Origin of the sequence: Rhizobium sp. Root1212, assembly GCF_001424985.1 — a bacterium.
In the GTDB taxonomy this organism is placed as follows: Bacteria; Pseudomonadota; Alphaproteobacteria; order Rhizobiales; family Rhizobiaceae; genus Pararhizobium.
Window position 1 is genome coordinate 615,742 of the sequence record NZ_LMDA01000012.1, and the last position, 22,102, is coordinate 637,843.

Here is a 22,102-nt window from a genome sequence, read left to right on the forward strand (position 1 = left end):
CTATGTTACGGGTGATGTTTCCGTCGAGGACGATGCCCGTGAAATGCCTGCTTCTTGTCGATATCCAGAATGGCTTCTGCAGCGGCGGCAATCTTGCCGTGCCGGAGGGGGAGGCGGTCGTCGCCGTCGCCAACCGGCTGATCGCTGAAGGGGGCTACGATCTGATCGTTGCCTCGCAGGACTGGCACCCTGCCGATCACGGAAGCTTCGCCTCCCAACATCCGGGCAAGGCCCCCTTCGAACTCGGAAGCCTCGGGGGCAAGCCGCAGATGATGTGGCCGGATCATTGCGTGCAGGGAACCGGCGATGCCGAGTTCCATCCCGATCTGAACACTGCCGCCTTCGACTACGTTCAGCGCAAGGGCATGAATGTCGCGGTCGACAGCTACTCGGCCTTCCGCGACAACGATCACGCGGCCCTGACCGGGCTTGCGGATTTCCTGAAAGAACACCAGGTCAACCGGCTCGATATCGTCGGGCTTGCGACCGATTACTGCGTCAAGTTCTCGGCACTCGATGCGAAGGAGATGCTACCCGGCGTCACCGTCCGAGTCATCGAAGACGCCTGCCGCGGCATCACGCCGGACGGCGTGAAGCAGGCGCTGGATGAGATGACGAAGGCGGGCATCCATGTCGTCTCGAGCGATGAACTGCTTGCCGCCGCCTGAGGTTATTTCGGAGGACCGTTTTTCCAGGTTACCGGCTGGTTGAACAGCGGCACGGTGGAGATCGACATCTTCGCCGAGCCATCCGTGAGTTCGCGGGAATGGGCGAGATAGATCAGCGTGTTATTGGTCTTATCGTAGATGCGGGTGACCACCAGCTTCTTCCAGATCAGCGACAGCCCCTCGCGGAACACTTCCTCGCCGCCCTTGGAAAGGTCGATGTCGCCGATCGTCACCGGCCCGGTCTGCTGGCAGGCGATCGAATTGTTCGAGGGGTCCTCGAACCAGTTGCCGTTCTTCAGCCGGTCGATCACGCTGCGGTCGAAATAGGTGACATGGCAGGTTACGCCCTGAACCTCAGGGTCGGTGACGGCATCGATGGTGATGTCGTTGCCGAGCCAGTCGACCCCGACTTCGCCGACGTTTTCCGCATGGGCGGGGGCAGTGATGGCAGACAGCAGCAGAAAAGCGGAAAATAGGCGAGGGGCAAAGGTCATGGGCAAACTCCGGTTCTACCCTTGAGATAGGTGATATTCCCGCTCGCGCAAGCTGTCTTGCGCATGTCAGCCGGTTTCCGAGAGCGAGCCGAGATGGGATGTGCCTTCAGCAGCCTGCCGAAGCTGTGCCGCCGCCCCCGCAAGGGCTCGGGCGCTGGCCGACGCCGGGCCGGGAAAACTGTCGGCCATGCAGAACCGGTCGCGGCCAGTTGCCTTGGCCTCGTAGAGGGCGCTGTCGGCCTCTACCATGATGTCGCTCAAGGAGCGGTTGCGCTCCGCAAGCGTGATGCCGATGCTGACGGTGAGCGCGATGGTGGTGCCGTTTTCGAGGACGGCCGGGGTCGAGCGGATCTCGCGGCAGATGGTTTCCGCCAGCTCCGCCACCTCGAGGCGCCCACCGATCCTCACCGCGACCCCGAATTCTTCGCCGCCGAGCCGCCCGATGATGCCGCGGCCGGCAAGGCAGTTTTCGACCACGCGGGTAAAATGCGACAGCGCCCGGTCGCCGCCGGCATGGCCGTGGAGGTCGTTGATCTGCTTGAAGCGATCGATGTCGAGCAGCAGGAAGGCCATCGGCTGGCCGAGCGTGACCATGAGCGAATGCAGGGTTTCGGCGCGTTCCAGAAAGGTGCGGCGCGAATAGGCGCCGGTCAGGTCGTCATGGGCGACGAGCTTGCGCAGACCGGCGATCATCCAGCCGTGCAGCATCAGGATGATGCCGAGAAAGACGAAGGGCATGGCGAGCAGGCCGGCGTCAAGCAGGTTCTGCGCCCGGAGACCGCTCGCATCGCCCAGTTCCTTTTCGCTGGAGAGCATGACCGCAAGCGCGGTGCCGTTCAGCAGGGCAGCGGCGAAGACAGTGGCGAAGCAAAACAGGAGATAGGGTGCAATTGCACCGTGGCGCGGCCAATGGAGAAAAAGTGTTGCGCCCGTTGCCGCCAACAGGCAGCAGGCCGCTGCTGCCCCGATTTCCGCCGAGGCGATCTCCGCTCCGCTACCCTCCAGAAGGGCCGTAACGCAGGCGAAAACGGTAATATGAGCAGCAATGACGGGCATTCGGGGGGAGGAGCGACCGAGAAAAGCGCCCATACCAAAAAAAATCATCAGGCACGATGCCGGCATCGTCAGCACGGCCAGCATGGCTACCGGACGGGCCGGCAGGATGCCCCCAGCCAGGACGCCCGTCACGGAAAGCAAAGCAAGGAAACATCCAAAACCAAAGAAAAACACACCCGGCGCGCCGCTTTTCCGTAAACAAACGAAAACGCTCAGCATCACGGCCAGCGACATGGCCGCTACAGTGAAAAGAATATCCATGAATGCTGTTCCTGACGGAATCGGTTGTTCGACCCATTTTTCTTGGCAGGCATGACGAAAGTCGTATTCAGCCTGATTTAATTTTGTCTTCGAAATTTATCTTCAATTTTAAAGAATGGTTTTACATTTACTCAATTTCCACTGGTCAATGGAAAAGGCTACGCGTGCGGCCTGTTTCTCGTCGTAAACGCGGATTATCTCGCGAATTCTGGCGAGGAAGAAATCTTAGCATGGCCTTAATTTCTCCGTGTTGCCCCGATTTATGCGGTCCATCCTTTTGGCGTTTAAGCGCCCACCCCCGAAAGCCAGGGAGACGCGTAAAGGAATTGCTTACCATAATTTGTCATTCTTCCCGAAAGCCGGGATTTGCCGGCGATGCCGCAAAAGGCTCGCCAAAGATCGTTTCCGGCGCCGGCGAGGGTGTGTCCGCATGCCCTGCCGGGACCAGTAACGTGTTTTCGGGTACGAGTATCATGGCGTCTGCGGTTCATAGCTTTTCCCGTGCCGGGATTTCCGGTCAGTCGGCTTCCGGTATCCGCCGCCTTCTCGGCGGTGCGGCCGTGCTCGGCGCGACGATCGCGGTGACCGCCTGGGCGGTTGCGACCTTCGCCACGATGGAGCGCATGACCCATGCGCCCAAGGGGGGCGCCCGGTTCGAAGCTTCCCTCGGCCTCAAGGCCATCGACCGGTCGCAGCCGACGATGCGCACGGTGCAACTCGCGAAATTCTCCCGTCTTCCGGGTCTGAAGCTCGAACTCGACGCGCTGGCATCGGCAGCCCCCATCAAGGCCGTGGCCGCTACGGCTGGCGCCAAGCTTGAGGTTGCAGCCCTTACGAAGGCGCTGACGCGCTCTATGGTGGCGGCGGCCGAGGCTCAGGACAAGCTGAAGACCGGCTCCATTCCCGCCACGATCGACGGCAAGCCGGCGAGCATGGCGACGGCGCTGCTGGAACCGGCCAAGGTCACGCCCGGCGGGCTCACCAAACCTTTCAACCTCGTCATGACCGATGAGGACCAGGCGATGGATCGCGGTCTTCCGGGCGAGGGCCCGCTGCCGCTGCGCAAGCCGGCCCTGCCGAAGAGCCTCGCCGCCAAGGAGCTGGAAGAGGAAACCACCGGCAGCCGCGGCAAGGTCAAGGAACTCGCCTATGCGAAGCCGGACATCAAGCTGCTCGACGATGACGACGACGACAATGCCGTCCGGCCGAACTTCAGCGGCCGCAAGGGCACGGCCTATTACGACATCACCGCCGGCGTGGTCTACATGCCGAACGGCGAGCGGCTGGAAGCCCATTCCGGCATCGGCAAGATGCGCGACAACCCGGATTACGTCCACATCAAGATGCGTGGCCCGACGCCGCCCGGCACCTACAAGGTGACGCTGCGCGAATCGCTGTTCCACGGCGTCGAGGCCGTGCGCCTGACGCCGACCGACGGTGTCGCGCCCCATGGCCGCGTCGGCCTGCTCGCCCACAGCTACCTGCTGCGCAACCGCGGCGACAGCCATGGCTGCGTGGCCTTTGCGAACTATCCGAAGTTCCTGAAGGCCTTCAAGCGCGGCGAGATCACCCACATGGTCATCGTCAAAAGCATGAAGGGCGGCTTCTCCGCGCCGAAGAAGACGCTGGCTTCGCTCTTTTCGAGAAACAGTTGATCTGCTAGAGTATAAAACAGATTGGGTGCCTAGGTTGCAAGTTCCTGTTTTTGTTGATGTCATCGCCGTTTAATCATTGCATGCGGTTTTGATATCCTGCCCTTTGCACATTCCGAATATCGAGCCCGCAGGTCCAAAAGCCCGCGGGTTTTTCGTTTGAAAGTCGTAAACACTTTCAAGAATTTCCGCAGAAGCGAAAATATCGGATCACAGTATGTTGTCGCCACACGCATCGGGAGAATGCGTGGGACGGCGCGCATCCCGAGGAGGGTATGTTGAGCGCCGTGGAGGAGTGCTGCTGCCACATGATCGGAGGCGATCAGGCAGGTGCAATCAATTCTGGGAGGATGCTCTTGCAAGCAAAGACAATCGAATCCGACGCCATGCGGCCTGAAGACGAACAGCTGCCGGTCGGGACCACGGCGGCCTACGGCCTGCAGCACGTGCTGACCATGTATGGCGGCATCGTCGCCGTGCCGCTGATCGTCGGCCAGGCCGCGGGCCTCGCACCGGCCGATATCGGCCTTCTGATCACCGCCTCGCTGTTTGCCGGCGGCCTCGCGACCCTGCTGCAGACGCTCGGCCTGCCGTTCCTCGGCGCGCAGCTGCCGCTGGTGCAGGGCGTGTCCTTTGCCAGCGTCGCCACCATCATCGCCGTGCTGACCGGCGGCGGCGACCTGCCGACCGTGTTCGGCGCCGTCATGGTCGCCTCCTTCGTCGGCTTCCTCGTGACGCCGGTCCTGTCGCGCATCACCAAATTCTTTCCCCCTCTCGTCAACGGTATCGTGGTGACGACGATCGGCATGACGCTGATGCCGGTCGCGGCCAACTGGGCCATGGGCGGCAACCGCAACGCGCCCGACTACGGCAGCGTTCCGAATATCGGCCTTGCCGGGCTGACGCTTCTGCTGGTGCTGGTGCTCAGCAAGCTCGGGCGTTCCTCCATCTCGCGCCTGTCGATCCTCTTGTCGATGGTGATCGGCACGCTGGTTGCGACGGCGCTCGGCATGGCGGATTTCTCCCGCGTGGCCACGGGTCCGATCTTCTCCTTCCCGACCTTCTTCCACTTCGGCATGCCGCGTTTTGAAACGGCTGCGATCTTCTCGATGATGATCGTCGTCGTCGTCATCCTGGTGGAAACCTCCGCCGACATTCTCGCCGTCAGCGAAATCATCGGCACCAAGGTCGACTCCCGCCGCCTTGGCAACGGCCTGCGCGCCGACATGGCATCGAGCGTCCTGGCTCCGATCTTCGGCTCGTTCACCCAGAGCGCCTTTGCCCAGAACGTCGGCCTCGTCGCCGTCACCGGCGTCAAGAGCCGCTTCGTGGTCGCCGCCGGCGGCATGATCCTCGTCACCCTCGGCCTCTTGCCGGTGATGGGCCGCGTGATCGCAGCCGTTCCGCCGTCGGTTCTCGGCGGCGCCGGCATCGTGCTCTTCGGCACGGTCGCAGCCAGCGGTATCCGCACGCTGTCCAAGGTCGACTATGACGGCAACATGAACCTGATCATCGTCGCGACCTCGCTCGGCTTCGGCATGATCCCGATCGCAGCGCCGCAGTTCTACCACAACTTCCCGGCCTGGTTCGAAACCATCTTCCACTCGGGCATCTCGTCGGCGGCCCTGATGGCGATCTGCCTCAACCTGCTCTTCAACCATTTCCGTGCCGGCAACCCGGAGCGGCCTTCGGTTCTGGCGGAAGGAGCGGAACGCACCCTGCGCTACCAGTCGATCACCGACCTTCGGGACGGCGACTACTTCCGCGACGGCAAGCTCTTCAATGCCGACGGCAAGGAAATCGTCTGCGCGCCCAGCCCCGCCCACGGGCACTGATATCCGGGACATGAGATCGATGATGGCGCCGGGAAACCGGCGCCATTGTCGTTTGGGGACATTTTTGGCGCGGCCCGATGGTTGCTGATGTCAAGGAACGGGGATGCGTTCACGCGGCGGGTTTCGCCCGTGGTTTGGGGATCAATCGGCCGGGACACATCGGGTGCCTCAGGGATTGGTAAAGTGGTGACACGCGATGTGTCCCGTCTCGGCGGTTTTTACCTGCAACTCCGGTTTCTCTGCGAAAGCGGCTGTTTGGCCGTTTTCCTGTGTGCCCCACAGGNTGGTGACACGCGATGTGTCCCGTCTCGGCGGTTTTTACCTGCAACTCCGGTTTCTCTGCGAAAGCGGCTGTTTGGCCGTTTTCCTGTGTGCCCCACAGGCACGCCCCGCTCTCTTTCAAACGGGAGGGAAACCATTTTCTGCAGGCCCCTCCGATCGTGTCTGCGTTTCAAACACAGACCGAAGGCACCGGCCCCGCCTCGCCGGCAACGCTCTCCGGTGTATCCGATGGCGGGACNCTGCAGGCCCCTCCGATCGTGTCTGCGTTTCAAACACAGACCGAAGGCACCGGCCCCGCCTCGCCGGCAACGCTCTCCGGTGTATCCGATGGCGGGACAAGGGGAGTGTGGCACGGGTGAAGGGGGCGGGGATTTGCGGGGATTGACCTTGTATTTTGCAAGCTGGCCTTTTGTTGCCCCCTCTCAGAGTTTCGAGGGGGCAAGTCGATCGAAAACTAAGATTACAAATCAAATCCATATTGATCGGGATGGGGCGATTCCGGCTTTTGGCCAGGACGTATTTCCCTTTGGGGCATTTCCCTCAAGATCGTCTTTGCAGCTTCCAGCGCCTGAGAATACATATGAAGGCAGTCGCTCAGCTCTCCAGCGGAAAGCTTCTCCATATCGCCGCGCTTCCAAACTATTGGTTTGCGAGCAGCATCTGGGTGGTTGCTTTCCCTTGGGAAGAAAATGAATTCCCCGGTGGACATGCGAAAGTCTGTCAAGGAGAAGATGGCGTCTTCAAGAACCGTGGCGAAAAGACGCTGTTGGAATTTGTTGAAAGGCATCGACGCCCATCCAACGGAGAAGATCGGAATTAGCTTTCCATTTTCAACGATGTTTACAAGCGGTTTGACCGGGACTGACAAACCTTTGCCGATGCGGAACGGCTCGACCATCTCGTCGTAGGTAGGTTTTCCCGAATATTTACGAGTTTCATCGAAGTCACAGAACGCGCTTACGTATTCTGTCACAAGTGGGCGACTGTTGATTCTTCCCGTGGTCATCGCCGCAATGATAGCCGTCTCACGATCCAGCGAGTAAGCTATGCAGTCTCGGATAATTGGTGCCCCAGCGCCATAGGTTTTCGTCGGAAACCCCAAAGCCAATCTAACAAGTATCTTGGTCGTGCTCTTGAGATCTGAACCGATATTCCTGATCCAGTTGTGTACGTAAGGGGGGCGCTCTAATTTCTTTTCAAGCCGATTCATTACAATCAATGCCTCGTTTGTTGGTCGAAGTACGTTTGTATTAACTCGTTCGATATCTCCATGCCGGGATTCACTCGGCCTGACCTATTATACGCTACGTCCCACGGTCCCCCTTGCTCGTGAGACAGACTTACCAATTTTCCGGCACTTAAATGACCGTATCTCGAAAATTGATCGCCTATAAATAGCAGATCGCTATTAGAAATATGATCTTCGCAAAGCACCTTTTTGAGTTTATCAACATCAAATCTGTAGGCGCGACTATTTATCTCATTTGCCCCTAAGTGTTTAAACTCTGAATAAACTTCTCGTATTACCGGCCCGTAATCCCAAGCTTCAATTTTCGCTTCAATTAAAGGCTTCTGGTTTTTTGCTAAATACCAGGCGTGCATAAAGTATAGAATCTTGTTGAGCGACAAATTTGTGATTTTAACGCCCTTAGATTCTGCAATATCGAGCACAATATTGGCTATTGTTCTCGGATCGTAAGCCATAAGGCTATATTCTCCTTCACACTCTCTCCACAAACCCGTCCAGCACCCGCTTTTGCCCGGCGCGATCAAAATCGATCGTCAGTTTGTTGCCTTCGATGGCCGCGATGTTGCCGTTGCCGAACTTGATGTGGAAGACGCGATCGCCGAGGTTGAATTTCGAGGGGGTGTCGACCGTCGATTTGGCGACCAGTTCGCCATCGATCGTGCGGGCCTTGGGGCCGCTTTCGCCATAGCCGATGCGCTCGATCGAAACGCCGGAGCGGGTGCCCCAGTTGTCGCGGGTCGCATCCGTGCGGTTTGCCTGGGCGCGTTTCCAGCCGGGGGTGGAATAGCTGTTGGCGAAGGGTTCCTGCTTGTCGAAGCGCGACTGGCCGTAACCGCCGCGGTTATAGCCGCCATAGGACTGTTCCGTTTCGGCGACATCGACATGGGTGACCGGCAGCTCATCGAGGAAGCGTGAGGGCAGGGTCGATTGCCAGAGGCCGTGGATGCGGCGGTTCGAGACGAACCAGATGTGGCAGCGGCGCTTGGCGCGTGTGAGGCCGACATAGGCGAGGCGGCGTTCTTCTTCGAGGCCGGCGCGGCCGCCTTCGTCCAGCGCGCGCTGGTGGGGGAAGAGGCCTTCTTCCCAGCCGGGCAGGAAGACGGTTTCGAACTCCAGACCTTTTGCCGAGTGCAGCGTCATGATGTTGACGGCATCGAGGTTTTCGTTCTGCTCGGCATCCATGACGAGCGCGACGTGTTCGAGGAAGCCGCGCATGGATTCGAAGCTTTCCATCGAGCGGATGAGTTCCTTGAGGTTTTCCAGCCGGCCGGGGGCGTCGGCCGATTTGTCGGCCTTCCACATATCGGTATAGCCGGACTCCTCCAGGATGGTTTCGGCAAGCTCGGTGTGCGGTGTCGTTTCCAACAGGCCTTGCCAGCGCTTGAACATGGTCACGACATCGAACAGCGATTTGCGGGCCTTGGCCTTCATCTCGTCGGTTTCGATGAGATCGCTGGCGGCAGCCAGCATCGGGATATCGCGGGCGCGGGCGTAATCGTGGAGAGCGCGGACGGAGGTGTCGCCGAGGCCGCGCTTCGGGGTGTTGATGATGCGCTCGAAGGCGAGATCGTCGGCCGGCTGGCAGACGAGGCGGAAATAGGCCATGGCATCGCGGATTTCCATGCGCTCGTAAAAGCGCGGGCCGCCGACGACGCGGTAATTCAGGCCGAGCGTGACGAAGCGGTCTTCGAACTCGCGCATCTGGAAGGAGGCGCGCACAAGGATCGCCATGTCGTTGAGATTGTGCTTGCTGCGCTGGAGCTGTTCGATCTCTTCGCCGACGGCGCGGGCTTCCTCTTCCGAATCCCAGGCGGCGTGGACCTGCACCTTTTCGTCATCGGGGTCGTGGCGATCGGTGAACAGGGTTTTGCCGAGGCGGCCTTCGTTATGGGCGATCAGGTGGCCGGCGGCGCCGAGGATATGGGCCGTCGAGCGGTAGTTGCGCTCCAGTTTGATGACTTTCGCGCCGGGGAAATCCTTCTCAAAACGCAGGATGTTGTCCACCTCCGCGCCGCGCCAGCCGTAGATCGACTGGTCGTCGTCGCCGACGCAGCAGACATTCTGCGGCTCGCCCTTCGGGCGCTGGGCGAGCAGGCGCAGCCACATATATTGGGCGGTGTTGGTATCCTGATACTCGTCGACGAGGATGTAGCGGAATTTGGTGTGGTATTCCTTTAGCACATCCGGGTAGGCGCGGAACATGCGGATGGGGTGGAGCAGGAGATCGCCGAAATCGCAGGCGTTGAGGGTTTTCAGGCGGGCCTGGTAGGCCTCGTACAGTTCGCGGCCCTTGCCATTGGCGAAGGCGCGGGCGTCGCCTTCGGGGATATCTGCGGGGCCGAGGCCCTTGTTCTTCCAGCCGTCGATGAGCTGGGCGAAGGTTTTTGCCGGCCAGCGCTTGTCGTCGAGGCCTTCGGCCTGGATCAGCTGCTTGATGAGGCGCACGACATCGTCGGTATCGAGGATGGTGAAATCCGAGCGCAGGCCGACGAGTTCGGCGTGGCGGCGGAGCAACTTGACCCCGATGGAGTGGAAGGTGCCGAGCCAGGGCATGCCTTCGACCGCGCCGCCGACGAGGACGCCGATGCGTTCCTTCATTTCCCGCGCGGCCTTGTTGGTGAAGGTGACGGCGAGGATCTGGCTGGGAAAGGCGCGGCCGGAGGCCAGGATATGGGCGATGCGGGTGGTGAGAACACGGGTCTTGCCGGTGCCCGCACCGGCGAGCACGAGGACCGGGCCTTCGATGGTTTCGACGGCTTCGCGCTGTTCCGGGTTCAGGCCCGAGAGATAGACGGCAGCCGGGCGGGCGCCGTCACGCGCGGCCATGGCGCGGGCGGCTATGCCGCCACCTGATGCGGCCGGCGGGGGGGCGGGCTGGTTGCGCAGCGGGCGCGGGGCCGGCTCCTCGTCGAAGAAGGGAATATCGTCAAAACCGTTGCTCATGCGGCTCAATGTAGTGATTCGGGGGCGAAAGGCCAGAATGGCGTTCTGCATTTATTCTCTAAGGCAGTAGGGAATAGGCAGTCGGCAATAAGGGGAAGGCGAATAGTGAATGGGGAATAACGAATAGATGTGAGGGCTTGAGGGCAAGCGCGGGGACGGGGCGCTCTATTCGCCACTATTGCCTATTGCCTAATTCCTATTCCTCCCCCGCTGCCATCAAATCCACGAAATCCGCTTTTATTACAATTGCGTAATGATGGCATTCCGGGATTGTGCGCCGATGCGCAAAGCCGGTAGTTTATAGCGAAGCGTTTTTTTGACCCGTTTGCGGTGATGCCGGGTTTTTTGGATTTTCGATTTGGAGAGGTGAATGCGGATCTGGAAACAGCTGGCGATCTGTCTCGTCGTGCTCGTCGCCGGGCTGGCGGCCTGGGTGCATTTCGTGCCGGGTGCGGCGGCGAAACTGGCCGGGTTCGGGGTTCCCGAAAGGCTGGTGGCGCTTGTCGCCAAGCCGGAGGTCGCCGCTGAAGGCGAAAGCAAGGGGCGCAACCGCAAGGGCGGCGGCGGTTTTGCCGGGCAGGTGCCGCTGGTCGTGACCGAGCCTGTGGGCGAAGCCGTCGTCAATGATCGGCTTTCGGCGATCGGCAGCGGGGACGCCATTCTTTCCGTGACCGTGACGCCGTTGGCGACCGGCAATCTGACCGAGGTGCTGATCAAATCCGGCGACCGCATCAAGCAGGGGCAGGTCATTGCCCGGCTCGACAGCGACGACCAGAAGGTGGCGGCCGATCAGGCGCGGGTGGCGCTCGCCAGCGCGCAGGAGAAGGTGGAGCGCAACCGTAAGCTTGGGAATGCGGTTTCGGTCGCGGTGCTCAGGGAGGCGGAGTTTGCCGAGCAGGCGGCGGAGCTTGATCTGCGGAAGGCCGAGCTTGATCTGAAGCGGCGCGATATCGTGGCGCCGTCTCAGGGCATTGCCGGGATCATCACCGTTCATCCCGGCGATTATGTCACGACCTCGACGCCGATTGCTGTCATCGACGATCGCTCGCAGATTCTTGTCGATTTCTGGGTGCCCGAGCGGTTTTCCAACAAGATTTCGGTGGGGCAGGAGGTTTCGGCTTCCGCCATCGCCATTCCGGGCTCGGAATATTCCGGGGTGATCCATGCCATCGACAACCGGGTGGACGAGGCGAGCCGGACGCTGCGCGTTCGGGCGCGACTGGACAATCCTGACGATACGCTCAGGGCCGGGATGTCGTTCTCCGTGGTTGCGCGGTTTGCCGGCGATAGCTACCCGACCGTCAATCCGCTTGCGGTGCAATGGAGCGCCGACGGCTCCTTCGTCTGGCGGGTGGAGGACAGCAAGTCGCTGCGCGTGCCGGTGAAGATCGTCCAGCGCAATTCCGACAAGGTGCTGGTCGATGCGGCGCTTGTGAAGGATCAGGCCGTGGTGATGGAAGGCGTGCAGCGGCTGCGGGACGGCGGCGAAGTGCGGATTGCCGGCGAAGAGCCGAAGCGGGAGAAGAAGCCGGAAGCCGACGGCGAGCAGAAGGTCTCCGAAGCGGAGATCGCCAAGTGAGCGGCGGGTCGGGTCAGAAGGCGCATGGAACAGCAGGGTTTACGGCGCTTTTCATCCGGCGGCCGATCTTTGCCTTGGTTGTCAATACGCTGATCATCGTCGCCGGGCTTGCGGCGTTGAACGGGATTGAAATTCGCGAGTTGCCTGAGGTCGATCAGCCGGTCGTGTCGATCAACACGACCTTCGACGGGGCAGCACCCGAGACGATCGATCAGGAAGTGACGTCGGTGATCGAGGGAGCCGTGTCGCGGGTGCAGGGGATCAAGAATATCTCCTCCACCTCGCAATACGGCCAGAGCCGCGTCACGCTGCAGTTTTCCGACACCACCGATATCGGGCAGGCCGCGAACGACGTGCGCGATGCCGTGGGACGGGTTTCCGGGCAGTTGCCCGACGATGCCGACGAGCCGCGGATCGTGAAGGCGGATTCAGACAGCCAGCCGATTATGCGATTGGCGTTGACCTCCGACACGCTGTCGATGGAAGACCTGACGCTGCTCGCCGAAAACGAGATCACCGACCGGCTGGCCGCCGTCGAGGGTGTCGCGGACGTGCAGATCAATGGCGAGCAGGAGAAGATTTTCCGCATCGATGTCAACCAGTCGAAACTGGCGGGACGCGGCATCACCATTGCCAATCTGCGCACGGCGCTTTCGACTGCCTCGCTTGACGTGCCTGCGGGGTCGCTGACCTCGGCCAATCAGGATATTTCCGTCCGCGCCACCGCCGACCTGCAGACGCCGGAGCAATTCGAGCGGCTGATGATCGGCGAGAATGTGCGGCTCGGGGATATCGCGACGGTGACGATGGGGCCGGATGTCGGCACCTCGTCGCTGCGCTCCAACGGGCGGCAGGGCATCGGTCTCGGCATCATCCGGCAGGCGCAGTCCAACACGCTCGATATTTCCGAGGGTGTGAAGAAGACGGTCGCGACCATTCAGGAAATCTTGCCTGATGGTACGCAGCTTGCGATCACCAGCGACGATGCGGTGTTCATCTCAGGGGCGATCCATGAGGTGGAGATTGCGCTGGTCGCCTCCGTCGTGATCGTGACGCTGGTCATCTATCTCTTCCTGCTCGACTGGCGGGCGACGCTCATTCCGGTGCTGACCATGCCGATCGCGCTGATCGGCACCTGTGCTGCGATCTATCTCGCGGGGTTCTCGATCAACATCCTGACGCTGCTGGCGATCGTGCTGGCGACGGGGCTGGTGGTGGATGATGCCATCGTCGTGCTTGAAAATATCGTGCGGCGGCGTTCCGAGGGGCTAGGGCCGCGGGCGGCGGCGGTGCTGGGGACGCTGGAAGTGTTCTTTGCCGTCATCGCCACGACGGCGACGCTGGCGGCGGTGTTCGTGCCGCTTTCCTTCCTGCCGGGGCAGACGGGTGGGCTGTTCCGCGAATTCGGCTTCGTGCTGGCGTTTTCGATCCTGCTGTCGGCTTTCGTGGCGCTGACGCTCTGCCCGATGCTGGCATCGCGCATGCTGACGGCCCATAGCGAGGATCATCACCACACCGGCATCATGGGCAGGATCGGCAGTTTTGCCGCCGGCTTCTATCGCCGGACGCTGAGCGCCTGCCTCAATACGCCGCTGGTCGTCTTCATGGTGGCGATCATGGTGACGGCGGCGGGGGCCGGAGCCTTCACGCTGCTCAAATCCGAGCTGACACCGACCGAGGATCGCGCCCGCATCATGATGCGCATCCAGGCGCCGCAGGGTGTGTCGCTGGAATATACGCAAGCGCAGATGCGCCGGCTGGAGGAGGGGCTGAGGCCCATGCTCGACAGCGGCGAGATCGACAACGTGTTTTCGATTTCGGGGCAGGGCGGCTCGGTCAATACCGGCTTCATGGTGCTGACGCTCGCTGACTGGGAGGCGCGCGGGCGCAGCCAGCAGCAGATCGCAGCCGACATCACCAAGATGGCGAACAGCATCCCGTCCGTCCGTGTCTTTCCGATGCAGCCGAACAGTCTCGGCATTCGCGGGGCTGGTAACGGCCTGCAGGTGGCGTTGGTCGGCAACGATTACGGCAAGCTCGGGGATGCCGCGAACAAGCTGGTGCGGCAGATGGAAGACAGCGGTCGTTTCCAGAACGTGCGGCTGAATTATGAGCCCAATCAGGCGCAGCTTTCGGTGACCATCGACCGGGAGCGGGCCTCCGATCTCGGCATCGATATCGTCGGCCTGTCTTCGGCGATGCAGGCGATGCTGGACGGCAACAGCGTGCTCGACGTTTATGTCGATGGCGAATCCTATCCGGTGAAGCTGCTGTCGACCACCAATCCGGTGAACGACCCGACCGATTTGCAGAACATCTTCCTCAAGACCGGGGATGGGCGGATCGTGCCGATGTCGTCGATTGCGACGGTTGAGGAAAAGGCGATTGCGCCGCAGCTTTCGCGGGAATCGCAGCTGCGCGCCGTGTCGCTGTCGGCGGGGTTGAACGACGATCTGGCGCTGGGCGATGCGCTCTCCATGGTCGAGCAGATGGCCGAGCCGCTGTTGCCGCCGGGCTCGCGTGTCGTGCCGCTTGCCGAGGCCGCAACGCTGACGGAGAACGCGAACGGACTGCTGGTGACCTTCGGTTTTGCGCTGGTCATCATCTTCCTTGTGCTGGCGGCGCAGTTCGAAAGCCTGATCAGCGGCGTCATCATCATGGTGACGGTGCCGCTGGGGCTTGCCTGCGCCATATTTGCGATGCTGCTGACGGGCAACACGCTCAATATCTACAGCCAGATCGGGCTGGTGCTTCTGGTCGGGATCATGGCGAAGAACGGCATCCTGATCGTCGAATTCGCTAACCAGCTCAGGGATCGCGGGCAGGATCTGCGTTCGGCGATCGAAAATGCCGCCAATATCCGGCTGCGGCCGGTGATGATGACGATGATCGCAACCATTGTCGGCGCGCTGCCGCTGGTGCTGGCGAGCGGGGCGGGGGCCGAGGCCCGCATCGCGCTCGGCTGGGTGCTGGTCGGCGGGCTGGGGCTGGCGACGGTGGTGACGCTTTATCTGACGCCGGTTGCCTATCTGGTCATTGCGCGGTTTACCAAGCCGCAGGTGGACGAAGAGCGGCGGTTGCAGCGGGAGCTGGATGCGGCGGAAGAGGTTCAGGCTGTCGCGGCGGAGTGATCCGTCGATCGGTTTTGCGATGGAAAGTGTATCGATGAGCGAATCCTGCCCCGTGCCTACTCCGGCGGAGAGGCGATATCTGGAGATTCAAGGCAAGGCGGAACGGAGCATGATGGCGGCGATCTATGCGGCTCTCGATGAGGCTACCAGACAGGCCGCGGACGAAATGCGGTCGGCCGGATTGCAGGAGGAGCCGCCGGCTTACGAATATTTTGTCGCCGTTGCCCATCAGAAACTGTTCCTGTCGCTGTGCGGCGCCGATCCGGAAACGTTCGTGGGTGGGAATGCGGAGATTGCGGGGCGCGTCATCGACAATTGCGGGAAGATAGCCGAGTATTACTGGGCTGGTAAGGCGGTTGTGGCGGAGTGATGCAGCGGCGGTGGCGTTTGCCGCGCCATACCCCCCTCTGTCAGCTGCGCTGACATCTCCCCCTCAAGGGGGGAGATTGTTCTTTTCCCTTGGTAAGATTGGGTCGAGAGGCCACCTCCTGCTAATCTCCCCCCTTGAGGGGGGATGCCCGACAGGGCAGAGGGGTGGAGAGCGGCTTGCTCTCAATTTCTTCCGGCTCATCTTCTCCGCCTTTTGTGGCCACATCGCCGCACCATCGAACGCAAAGCGCCTTACCGCAATCAAGTTGCGGGTGAAGTGCTGGACAAAATGATTCCGATTTGCACAGTACCTCTTTGAAAAGAGCGGATATTCCTCCGCGGGAGGCGGGATCATGGCACTCAGCGCAATCAAACCCGGCAAGAGAAACGAAAGCGGCATTGCGGCGGTGATCGCCGATCTGTCGAGGCGTTTCGGAGACCGGCTGCAGACAGGCGAGGCGATGCGCGCCCAGCATGCGCATACCACGACCTATATTCCCGCGCAGTTGCCCGATGCCGTGGTGTTTCCCGAAAGCGCGGAAGAGGTGCAGGCGATTGTCGCCCTTGCCAGCGAGCATAAGGTGCCGTTGATCCCCTTCGGTACCGGGTCTTCGCTGGAGGGCCATATCAATGCGCCCTCGGGCGGCATCAGCGTCGATATGGGCCGCATGGACCGGGTCATCGAGGTCAATGCCAGCGATTTCGACTGCACTGTCGAGCCCGGCATCACCCGCGAGGCGCTGAACACCTATCTGCGGGATACCGGGCTGTTTTTCCCGATCGATCCCGGCGCCAATGCCTCGATCGGCGGCATGGCCTCGACGCGGGCCTCCGGCACCAATGCGGTGCGCTACGGCACGATGAAGGACAATGTGCTGGCGCTGACGGTGGTGACGGCGAGCGGAAAGGAAATCCGCACGGCGCATCGCGCCCGCAAATCCTCGACTGGCTATGATCTGACGCGGCTATTTGTCGGGGCCGAAGGTACGCTCGGTATCATCACCTCGATCACGCTTCGGCTGCAGGGTATTCCCGAGACCATTGCGGGCGGGGTTTGCTCCTTTCCGACGACGGCGGATGCCTGCAATGCCGTCATTCTCACCATTCAGTCGGCGATCCCGGTGGCGCGCATCGAACTGCTCGACGAAACGCAGATGCGGGCGAGCAACGCCTATTCCGGCCTCACCTTTCCCGAGCAGCCGACGCTGTTCGTCGAATTTCACGGCAGCCCGGAAACCGTTGCGCTGCAGGCCCGGCAGTTTGCCGAGATCGCGGCGGAATTCGGCGGCAGCGAGTTTCGCTCGACCGCCAACGCCGAGGAGCGCAGCCAGCTTTGGAAGGCACGGCACAATGCCTATTGGGCGCAGAAGAGCCTGATGCCCGGCGGTGCGATCATCTCGACGGATGTCTGCGTGCCGATCTCGCGGCTGGCCGATTGCGTCGAGGCGACGCAGGAGGATATCCGGGCGCATGGGCTGCTGGCGCCCATAGTCGGCCATGCCGGCGACGGGAACTTTCATGTCGGTCTGTTGTTTGACGACAAAGACCCGGCCGATATCGCCAAGGCGGAGGCTTTTGTCGCACGGTTGAACGACCGTGCGCTGGCGATGGATGGCACCTGCACCGGCGAGCACGGCATCGGCCAGGGCAAGATGCCGTTCCTCGAAAAGGAACTGGGCGGTGCGCTCGACCTGATGCGGCAGATCAAGCATGGACTGGACCCGGACAATATCTTCAATCCGGGCAAGATTTTTGCCATGTGAAAACGCATGGGCGGTGTTAAGGAGAAGACACGGGCGACGTGCCTGGAGCATGAACGTGGCTTGGCCTTCCCTTGGGGAGAGGGCCGGAAGAACAGGGCAGGGTCCTAGAGCTGGTGCTTTCGCGAATTCTGGTTTTTGTCGGCAGTCTGATGGTGGCGGCGCTGTTTGCGGCCCTGATCGCACCACTGTTCATCGACTGGACCGATTTCCGCCATGAATTCGAGCGCGAGGCAAGCCGCATCATGGGGCGGCCCGTGGTCGTGCATGGCAGCGTCGATGCGCGGATCATTCCCTTTCCCTCCGTGACCCTCAACGACGTGCGCGTCGGCGAGAACGAGGCAGGCGAGCCGCTGGTTCAGGTCGAGCACTTTTCCATGGATGCCGAACTTGCGCCGTTCCTGAGCGGCGAGGCGCTGATCTTCGACATGCGGCTCGATGCGCCGAAGGCGAAGATCCGGCTTTTGCCGGATGGCACGCTCGACTGGGCGCGCGGGCGGCGGGCGGATATTCCGGCCAAGGTCGTGGTGCTGGAAAATGTCCAGATCAGCAACGGCCAGATCGATTTCATCGACGAACAGACCGGGCGCACGCGCCACATTACCGATCTTTCCGCCGATCTTTCCGCCCGTTCGCTGATGGGACCGTGGAAGGTTGAGGGGCGTGCGGCGCTCGATGGCGAAGCGGGCAGCTTTCAGTTTTCCAGCAATGCGCTTGACGACAAGGGCGAGCTTGGGCTTCGCAGCAAGCTGGTTCCCGATAAGAGGCCCTTCGGCGTCGAACTCGACGGCAACCTGAAGGTCGTCGATTTCAAGCCGGTCTATCAGGGCAAGTTCACGCTGACGGAAAACCGCCCGGCCGATGCGCAGAAGCAGGATGCCGCCCCGCCGCGGGTGACCGGCGCGTTCGAGCTGACCAATGAGCGTATCCGCGTGCCGGAGTATCGCATGGAGATCGGCCCCAAGGACGATCCCTATCTGGTGACCGGCGAGGCGACGCTCGATACCGGCAAGGCGCCGGAATTCCTGCTTTTGGCCGACGGGCAGCAGATCGATGTCAGCCGTATCGGCAATACCGGCGAGGCGGGCAAGACGGGGCGTGATCCGGCGATTTCCGTGCGCCAGCGGCTTTCCGCAGCGCTGGCGATCGCGGCCGATATTCCCATTCCTTCCGTGCCCGGCCGGGCGAGCTTGAAGCTGCCGGCCATCGTCATCGGCGATACCACCGTGCGCGAGGTGCGGCTCGATCTGCGCCCGGATCGCAGCGGCTGGGTGATCGACAATGCGGTGGCGCAGCTTCCCGGCCGCACGCAGCTCGAAGCCAAGGGGCGGCTCGACCTCAAGAACACGCGCTCTTTCCGGGGCAACCTGCTGGTGGCCTCGAACCAGCCTTCGGGGCTGGCGGCCTGGCTTGCAGGCTCTGTCGATCCGGCGCTCAGGACGTTGAAGACGGCGGGGTTTTCGGCGACGGTGAATATCACGGACACGCTGCAGCAATTCGAGCGGCTCGAAATCGCGGCGGGGCCTGCGGTGCTGCACGGCCGGATCGAGCGGCAGGCGCTGAACGGGGTGCCGCCCAGCCTTTCGATCAAGCTCAAGGGCAACGAGATCGATCTGGAGGCGCTTCGGGCGCTGGCCGGGCTGGTGGCGGGCGATGCCTCGAACGAGACGGTGCTGGCGCACACGATTGCGGCCGATCTTTCCGCCGACCGGTTTTCGGCCTTTGGCGAGACGGCGGGGGACGTGCAGCTCGTGGTGACGCTGAAGAACGGGCAGTTGCAGGCAGAGCGGGTTTCGATCGGCGATCTGGCCGGCGCGCGGCTTGCGCTTTCGGGGCGGATGAGCGGCGATCTGTCGGCGCCGGTGGTGGCGGCCAAGATGAAGCTGGCCTCGCCGGACCTGACGCCGTTCCTGACGATGATCGCCCGGCATGCGCCGGCCCATCCGGTGCTCGACCGGATGATCGTCGCCGGACCATATTATACCGATGCGGCGCTTGATTTTACCCTGACCGCAGGCGGGCAGGAGGGCAAGGCGCCGGCCAGCTTCGGCATGGTCGGCACGGCCAACGGCTCCAAGGTCGCCGCCAATTTCCAGGCGCCAAGCATCGCGCAGGCGCTTTCCGGCGACGGCATCACGCTTGAGGCGACGCTGGAGAACCCCTCGACGCCGGTGCTGCTCGGGCAGGCGGGGCTTGATCCCTTGCCGTTCGAGGCGGATGCCAATGGCGTGCTGTCCTTGAAGCTGCAGGGGACCGACGACAGCCGCGCCAATGCCAGCCTGAACTTCAATGCCGAACATTCAGCTTTTTCCGCCAAGGGCGAAATCGATCTTGCGAGCGACAATTTCCTTGTCGGCAAGGGGTCGTTCTCGCTGGAAAGCCAGGATATCGAGCCCTTCCTGCTGTTGAAGGGTATCGGCCTGCCGCAGATGGGGACGGGGCTGCCGATCTCGATGAAGGCGGCGGTGGAGAGCACGGCGGATGCGGTCTCGGTTTCCGGTATCGACGGGCGGGCGGATGGCAATGCCTTCAGCGGCGCGCTTTCGTTCGATCGCAAGGCGCCGGGCAAGGCGACGGGCGATCTTGCCTTCGACACGATCGATCTTGGCTGGCTGGGCGAGATGATGCTGGGGCCGGTGCACAATCTGGCGGATGGCGGGCTTTCCGCGACGCCGGTGGCGCTTGCCGGCTGGGCCGGGTTCGATGTTGCGGTGGGCGTGAAGGCCAAGCAGTTCTGGCCGGGCGTTTATGGCGCGGTTTCCGATATGGCCGGCAAGGTCTCGTGGAAGGGCGATCAGATCGAGCTTTCTGAGCTTGCCGGCGGCTGGATGGGCGGCAAGGCGGAAGGCCGCGTCCTGATCGGCTCGGGCGACGGGTCCGGCTTCCTGCAGACCAAGATCGGCATAACCGATGGCGATCTGGCCTCGGCCGTTTGGTCGAAGGCGGGCTCGGCCATTGCGTCCGGTCGCTTTGACCTGACGATGAGCATGGAGACCTCGGGCACTTCGGTTCGCGCCATGGCAGAGGGCATGACCGGCTCCGGCACGGCGACGCTGCGCGATCTGGTGGTCAAGGGCATCGATACCGGCGCTTTGCCGGCGGTGATTTCGGCCGTCGATGCGAAACAGGGCGAGATTTCGCCGGCGAGCATCGAGAAGGATGCGGCGCGCGCCATCCTTTTGGGGGAATCGAAGATCGGCCAAGTGACGGTGCCGTTCAATATTGCCGGCGGCACGCTGCGGGCGCAGAACGTCACGGCGGCAAACGACACTGCCGATCTTTCGGCGGATGCGGAGCTGGCGCTCGCCGACGAGCGGATGACGGCGTCGGCCACCGTGCATTTCAGGGCGGGGGACGAGGCGCTGGCCGGCGCGGAGCCGCAGGTTCGGCTCGATTACCAGGGGCTGCTGGATGCGCCGGGCATGTCGATGGACGTGACCGATCTCGCCAACTTCCTGTCGCTCCGGGCCTTTGAGCGCGAGCGGCGACGGGTCGAGATCTTGCAGGCCAATGTGCTGGAAAAGCAGCGCCTGCGCCGGGAAGTGGCGCTCTACAAGGCCAATGCGGCGGCACGGGCTGCCGAAAAGCTGCAGATGGAAGAAGAGGCCCGGCGCCGGGCACAGGCGGCTGAGATGCTGGCCAAGCAGAAGGCGCAGGAGGCGGCGCGGGCCGCGGCGGTAAAGGCTGCTGCCGAGGCTGCGAAGGCGGCTGCGGAAAAAGCTCCCGCGATCGCGCCCTTCCAGATGCCGGCGGAAACCAACAGCGGGATCGAGCGCGGTCCGCTGCCGGATGTGACGCCGGGAGAGAGCGGCGTGCAGACGCCGCAGGGCGGCGGGCAGGACAATGGGGCGAAGGCGCCGGGGTTGGATTTCAATACGCTGCCGGGCGTGGGGACGCCGTGAGGGCGCGCGAAAAGCGAATAGGGAATAGCAAGTAGCGAAGGGTGGGGACGTTTCCCGCTTCTCCCCTTGGGGAGAAGACGCCCGAAGGGCAGATGAGGGGACCGGGCGGCATATTCTGGGTGCGGGGCGAGACCCCCTCATCCGGCGCTGCGCGCCACCTTCTCCCCGTAGGGAGAAGGGAAACAAGCGGATAGGCCCCGGAAAAAAGCCTACCGCCGGATCGCCGGTTGATCGTGGCGGATGCGGCGGCGGCGCTGGGGAGTTGCTTCATCGTTCGTCGTGCCGATCCTGTTTTCCGGCTTGACCGGCAGGCAGGCAGAGATGAAGCCAACGATCACGAAGGCGGCGACGGCGACCGACATCCAGAACAGGTAGGCAATTCCGGCTTCATATCCCACGGATATCTCCTTCGATGGTGGGTGCGGGGCGTTTCAGCCATTCGAGCACATGGACCCGCAGCGCCGAAGACAGGTTGCTGCCTGGGGCGCGGGCGTCGTCGATCTCGGCGATCAGGCGGGCCAGCGACATATCGCGCTTCTCGGCGATCTGCTTGAGTTCCTGCCAGAAGGGCTCTTCCAGCGAGAAACTGGTGCGGTGGCCATGGAGCGTCGCGGAATGCTTGCGGATCACAGGCGGCGCTCACAATCTGATTCAGCCGGATCGGAAAATGAGTCCGGGTCTTCGTGCAAGCTTTTGAAAATGAAGGTGTTTGCGAGCGGGCTCACTCGGCGTCGTCGCCCGCTGTTTCTCGCTTGCCGGCTTCGTGGCTGCGGGTCGCCTTGTCGTTCAGCGCCCGCGTCAGGTTCTTTTCCGCCTTGGTGCGGCCGAAGCTGATGCGGTTCTGCTCGGCGCGCGTTTCCTTTTCGTCGCGCGCCTTGCGTTTGCGGAACTGCCTGAGATTGACGACGTCGCCGGTCATGA

The 22,102-nt window shown here is 62.2% G+C and carries 16 protein-coding genes; 8 read left to right on the plus strand and 8 right to left on the minus strand.

Annotated elements, in window-relative coordinates:
• Positions 1-38 precede the first annotated feature (38 nt).
• Positions 39-668 (plus strand): bifunctional nicotinamidase/pyrazinamidase, encoded by a 630-nt coding sequence (pncA, locus tag ASC86_RS14900; protein WP_056322677.1) that lies wholly within the window; start codon positions 39-41, stop codon positions 666-668.
• 2 nt (positions 669-670) lie between these two features.
• Here the strand turns inward: pncA and ASC86_RS14905 are convergent, their stop codons facing one another.
• Positions 671-1,162, minus strand: a complete 492-nt coding sequence (locus ASC86_RS14905; protein WP_056322448.1) for a CreA family protein — start codon at positions 1,160-1,162, stop codon at positions 671-673.
• Positions 1,163-1,228: 66 nt separating this feature from the next.
• Positions 1,229-2,479: a GGDEF domain-containing protein gene (locus tag ASC86_RS14910; RefSeq protein ID WP_056322451.1), complete on the minus strand. Its 1,251-nt coding sequence runs from the start codon at positions 2,477-2,479 to the stop codon at positions 1,229-1,231.
• 473 nt (positions 2,480-2,952) lie between these two features.
• On the opposite strand from ASC86_RS14910, the gene ASC86_RS14915 reads away from it, so the two are divergent.
• On the plus strand, positions 2,953-4,134 hold the full coding sequence (locus tag ASC86_RS14915; protein WP_056322453.1) for a DUF2778 domain-containing protein: 1,182 nt from the start codon (positions 2,953-2,955) through the stop codon (positions 4,132-4,134).
• Between the two features lie 383 nt (positions 4,135-4,517).
• Complete coding sequence (locus ASC86_RS14920) at positions 4,518-5,966, plus strand: nucleobase:cation symporter-2 family protein (RefSeq protein WP_244477617.1); 1,449 nt, start codon at positions 4,518-4,520, stop codon at positions 5,964-5,966.
• Between the two features lie 742 nt (positions 5,967-6,708).
• Here the strand turns inward: ASC86_RS14920 and ASC86_RS14925 are convergent.
• From ASC86_RS14925 to ASC86_RS14935, 3 genes are read right to left on the minus strand one after another with little or no spacing between them, the layout of a single operon-like run.
• Positions 6,709-7,458, minus strand: coding sequence for a hypothetical protein (locus ASC86_RS14925; protein WP_056322460.1), 750 nt, complete (start codon positions 7,456-7,458; stop codon positions 6,709-6,711).
• Positions 7,459-7,463: 5 nt separating this feature from the next.
• A complete protein-coding gene (locus ASC86_RS14930) occupies positions 7,464-7,952 on the minus strand; it encodes a type II toxin-antitoxin system antitoxin SocA domain-containing protein (protein ID WP_056322462.1) in 489 nt (162 codons plus the stop codon).
• A 16-nt stretch (positions 7,953-7,968) separates the two neighbouring features.
• The gene (locus ASC86_RS14935) at positions 7,969-10,440 is read right to left on the minus strand and encodes a UvrD-helicase domain-containing protein (protein WP_056322465.1); all 2,472 of its coding nucleotides are present in this window, start codon (positions 10,438-10,440) and stop codon (positions 7,969-7,971) included.
• Between the two features lie 370 nt (positions 10,441-10,810).
• Here ASC86_RS14935 and ASC86_RS14940 point away from each other — a divergent pair, with 370 nt between their 5' ends.
• The 5 genes from ASC86_RS14940 (at position 10,811) to ASC86_RS14960 (ending at position 21,181) form a co-directional block, all read left to right on the plus strand.
• A complete protein-coding gene (locus ASC86_RS14940; RefSeq protein ID WP_056322466.1) occupies positions 10,811-12,019 on the plus strand; it encodes an efflux RND transporter periplasmic adaptor subunit in 1,209 nt (402 codons plus the stop codon).
• Positions 12,016-15,150: an efflux RND transporter permease subunit gene (locus tag ASC86_RS14945; RefSeq protein ID WP_056322470.1), complete on the plus strand. Its 3,135-nt coding sequence runs from the start codon at positions 12,016-12,018 to the stop codon at positions 15,148-15,150. The genes ASC86_RS14940 and ASC86_RS14945 overlap by 4 nt, the downstream gene beginning before the upstream one ends.
• Before the next feature lie 34 nt (positions 15,151-15,184).
• The gene (locus ASC86_RS14950; protein ID WP_056322472.1) at positions 15,185-15,520 is read left to right on the plus strand and encodes a hypothetical protein; all 336 of its coding nucleotides are present in this window, start codon (positions 15,185-15,187) and stop codon (positions 15,518-15,520) included.
• 352 nt (positions 15,521-15,872) lie between these two features.
• Positions 15,873-17,282, plus strand: coding sequence for an FAD-linked oxidase C-terminal domain-containing protein (locus ASC86_RS14955; RefSeq protein ID WP_056322475.1), 1,410 nt, complete (start codon positions 15,873-15,875; stop codon positions 17,280-17,282).
• A 113-nt stretch (positions 17,283-17,395) separates the two neighbouring features.
• The gene (locus tag ASC86_RS14960; RefSeq protein WP_056322478.1) at positions 17,396-21,181 is read left to right on the plus strand and encodes an AsmA-like C-terminal region-containing protein; all 3,786 of its coding nucleotides are present in this window, start codon (positions 17,396-17,398) and stop codon (positions 21,179-21,181) included.
• 209 nt (positions 21,182-21,390) lie between these two features.
• Here the strand turns inward: ASC86_RS14960 and ASC86_RS14965 are convergent, their stop codons facing one another.
• The 3 genes from ASC86_RS14965 to ASC86_RS14975 all read right to left on the minus strand — a co-directional run bounded on the left by ASC86_RS14965 (position 21,391) and on the right by ASC86_RS14975 (position 22,100).
• On the minus strand, positions 21,391-21,579 hold the full coding sequence (locus tag ASC86_RS14965; protein WP_056322481.1) for a hypothetical protein: 189 nt from the start codon (positions 21,577-21,579) through the stop codon (positions 21,391-21,393).
• A complete protein-coding gene (locus tag ASC86_RS14970; protein ID WP_056322484.1) occupies positions 21,569-21,811 on the minus strand; it encodes a ribbon-helix-helix domain-containing protein in 243 nt (80 codons plus the stop codon). Before ASC86_RS14970 ends, ASC86_RS14965 begins: the two co-directional genes overlap by 11 nt.
• A 91-nt stretch (positions 21,812-21,902) precedes the next feature.
• Positions 21,903-22,100 (minus strand): DUF4169 family protein, encoded by a 198-nt coding sequence (locus ASC86_RS14975; protein WP_056322488.1) that lies wholly within the window; start codon positions 22,098-22,100, stop codon positions 21,903-21,905.
• Positions 22,101-22,102: the final 2 nt, after the last annotated feature.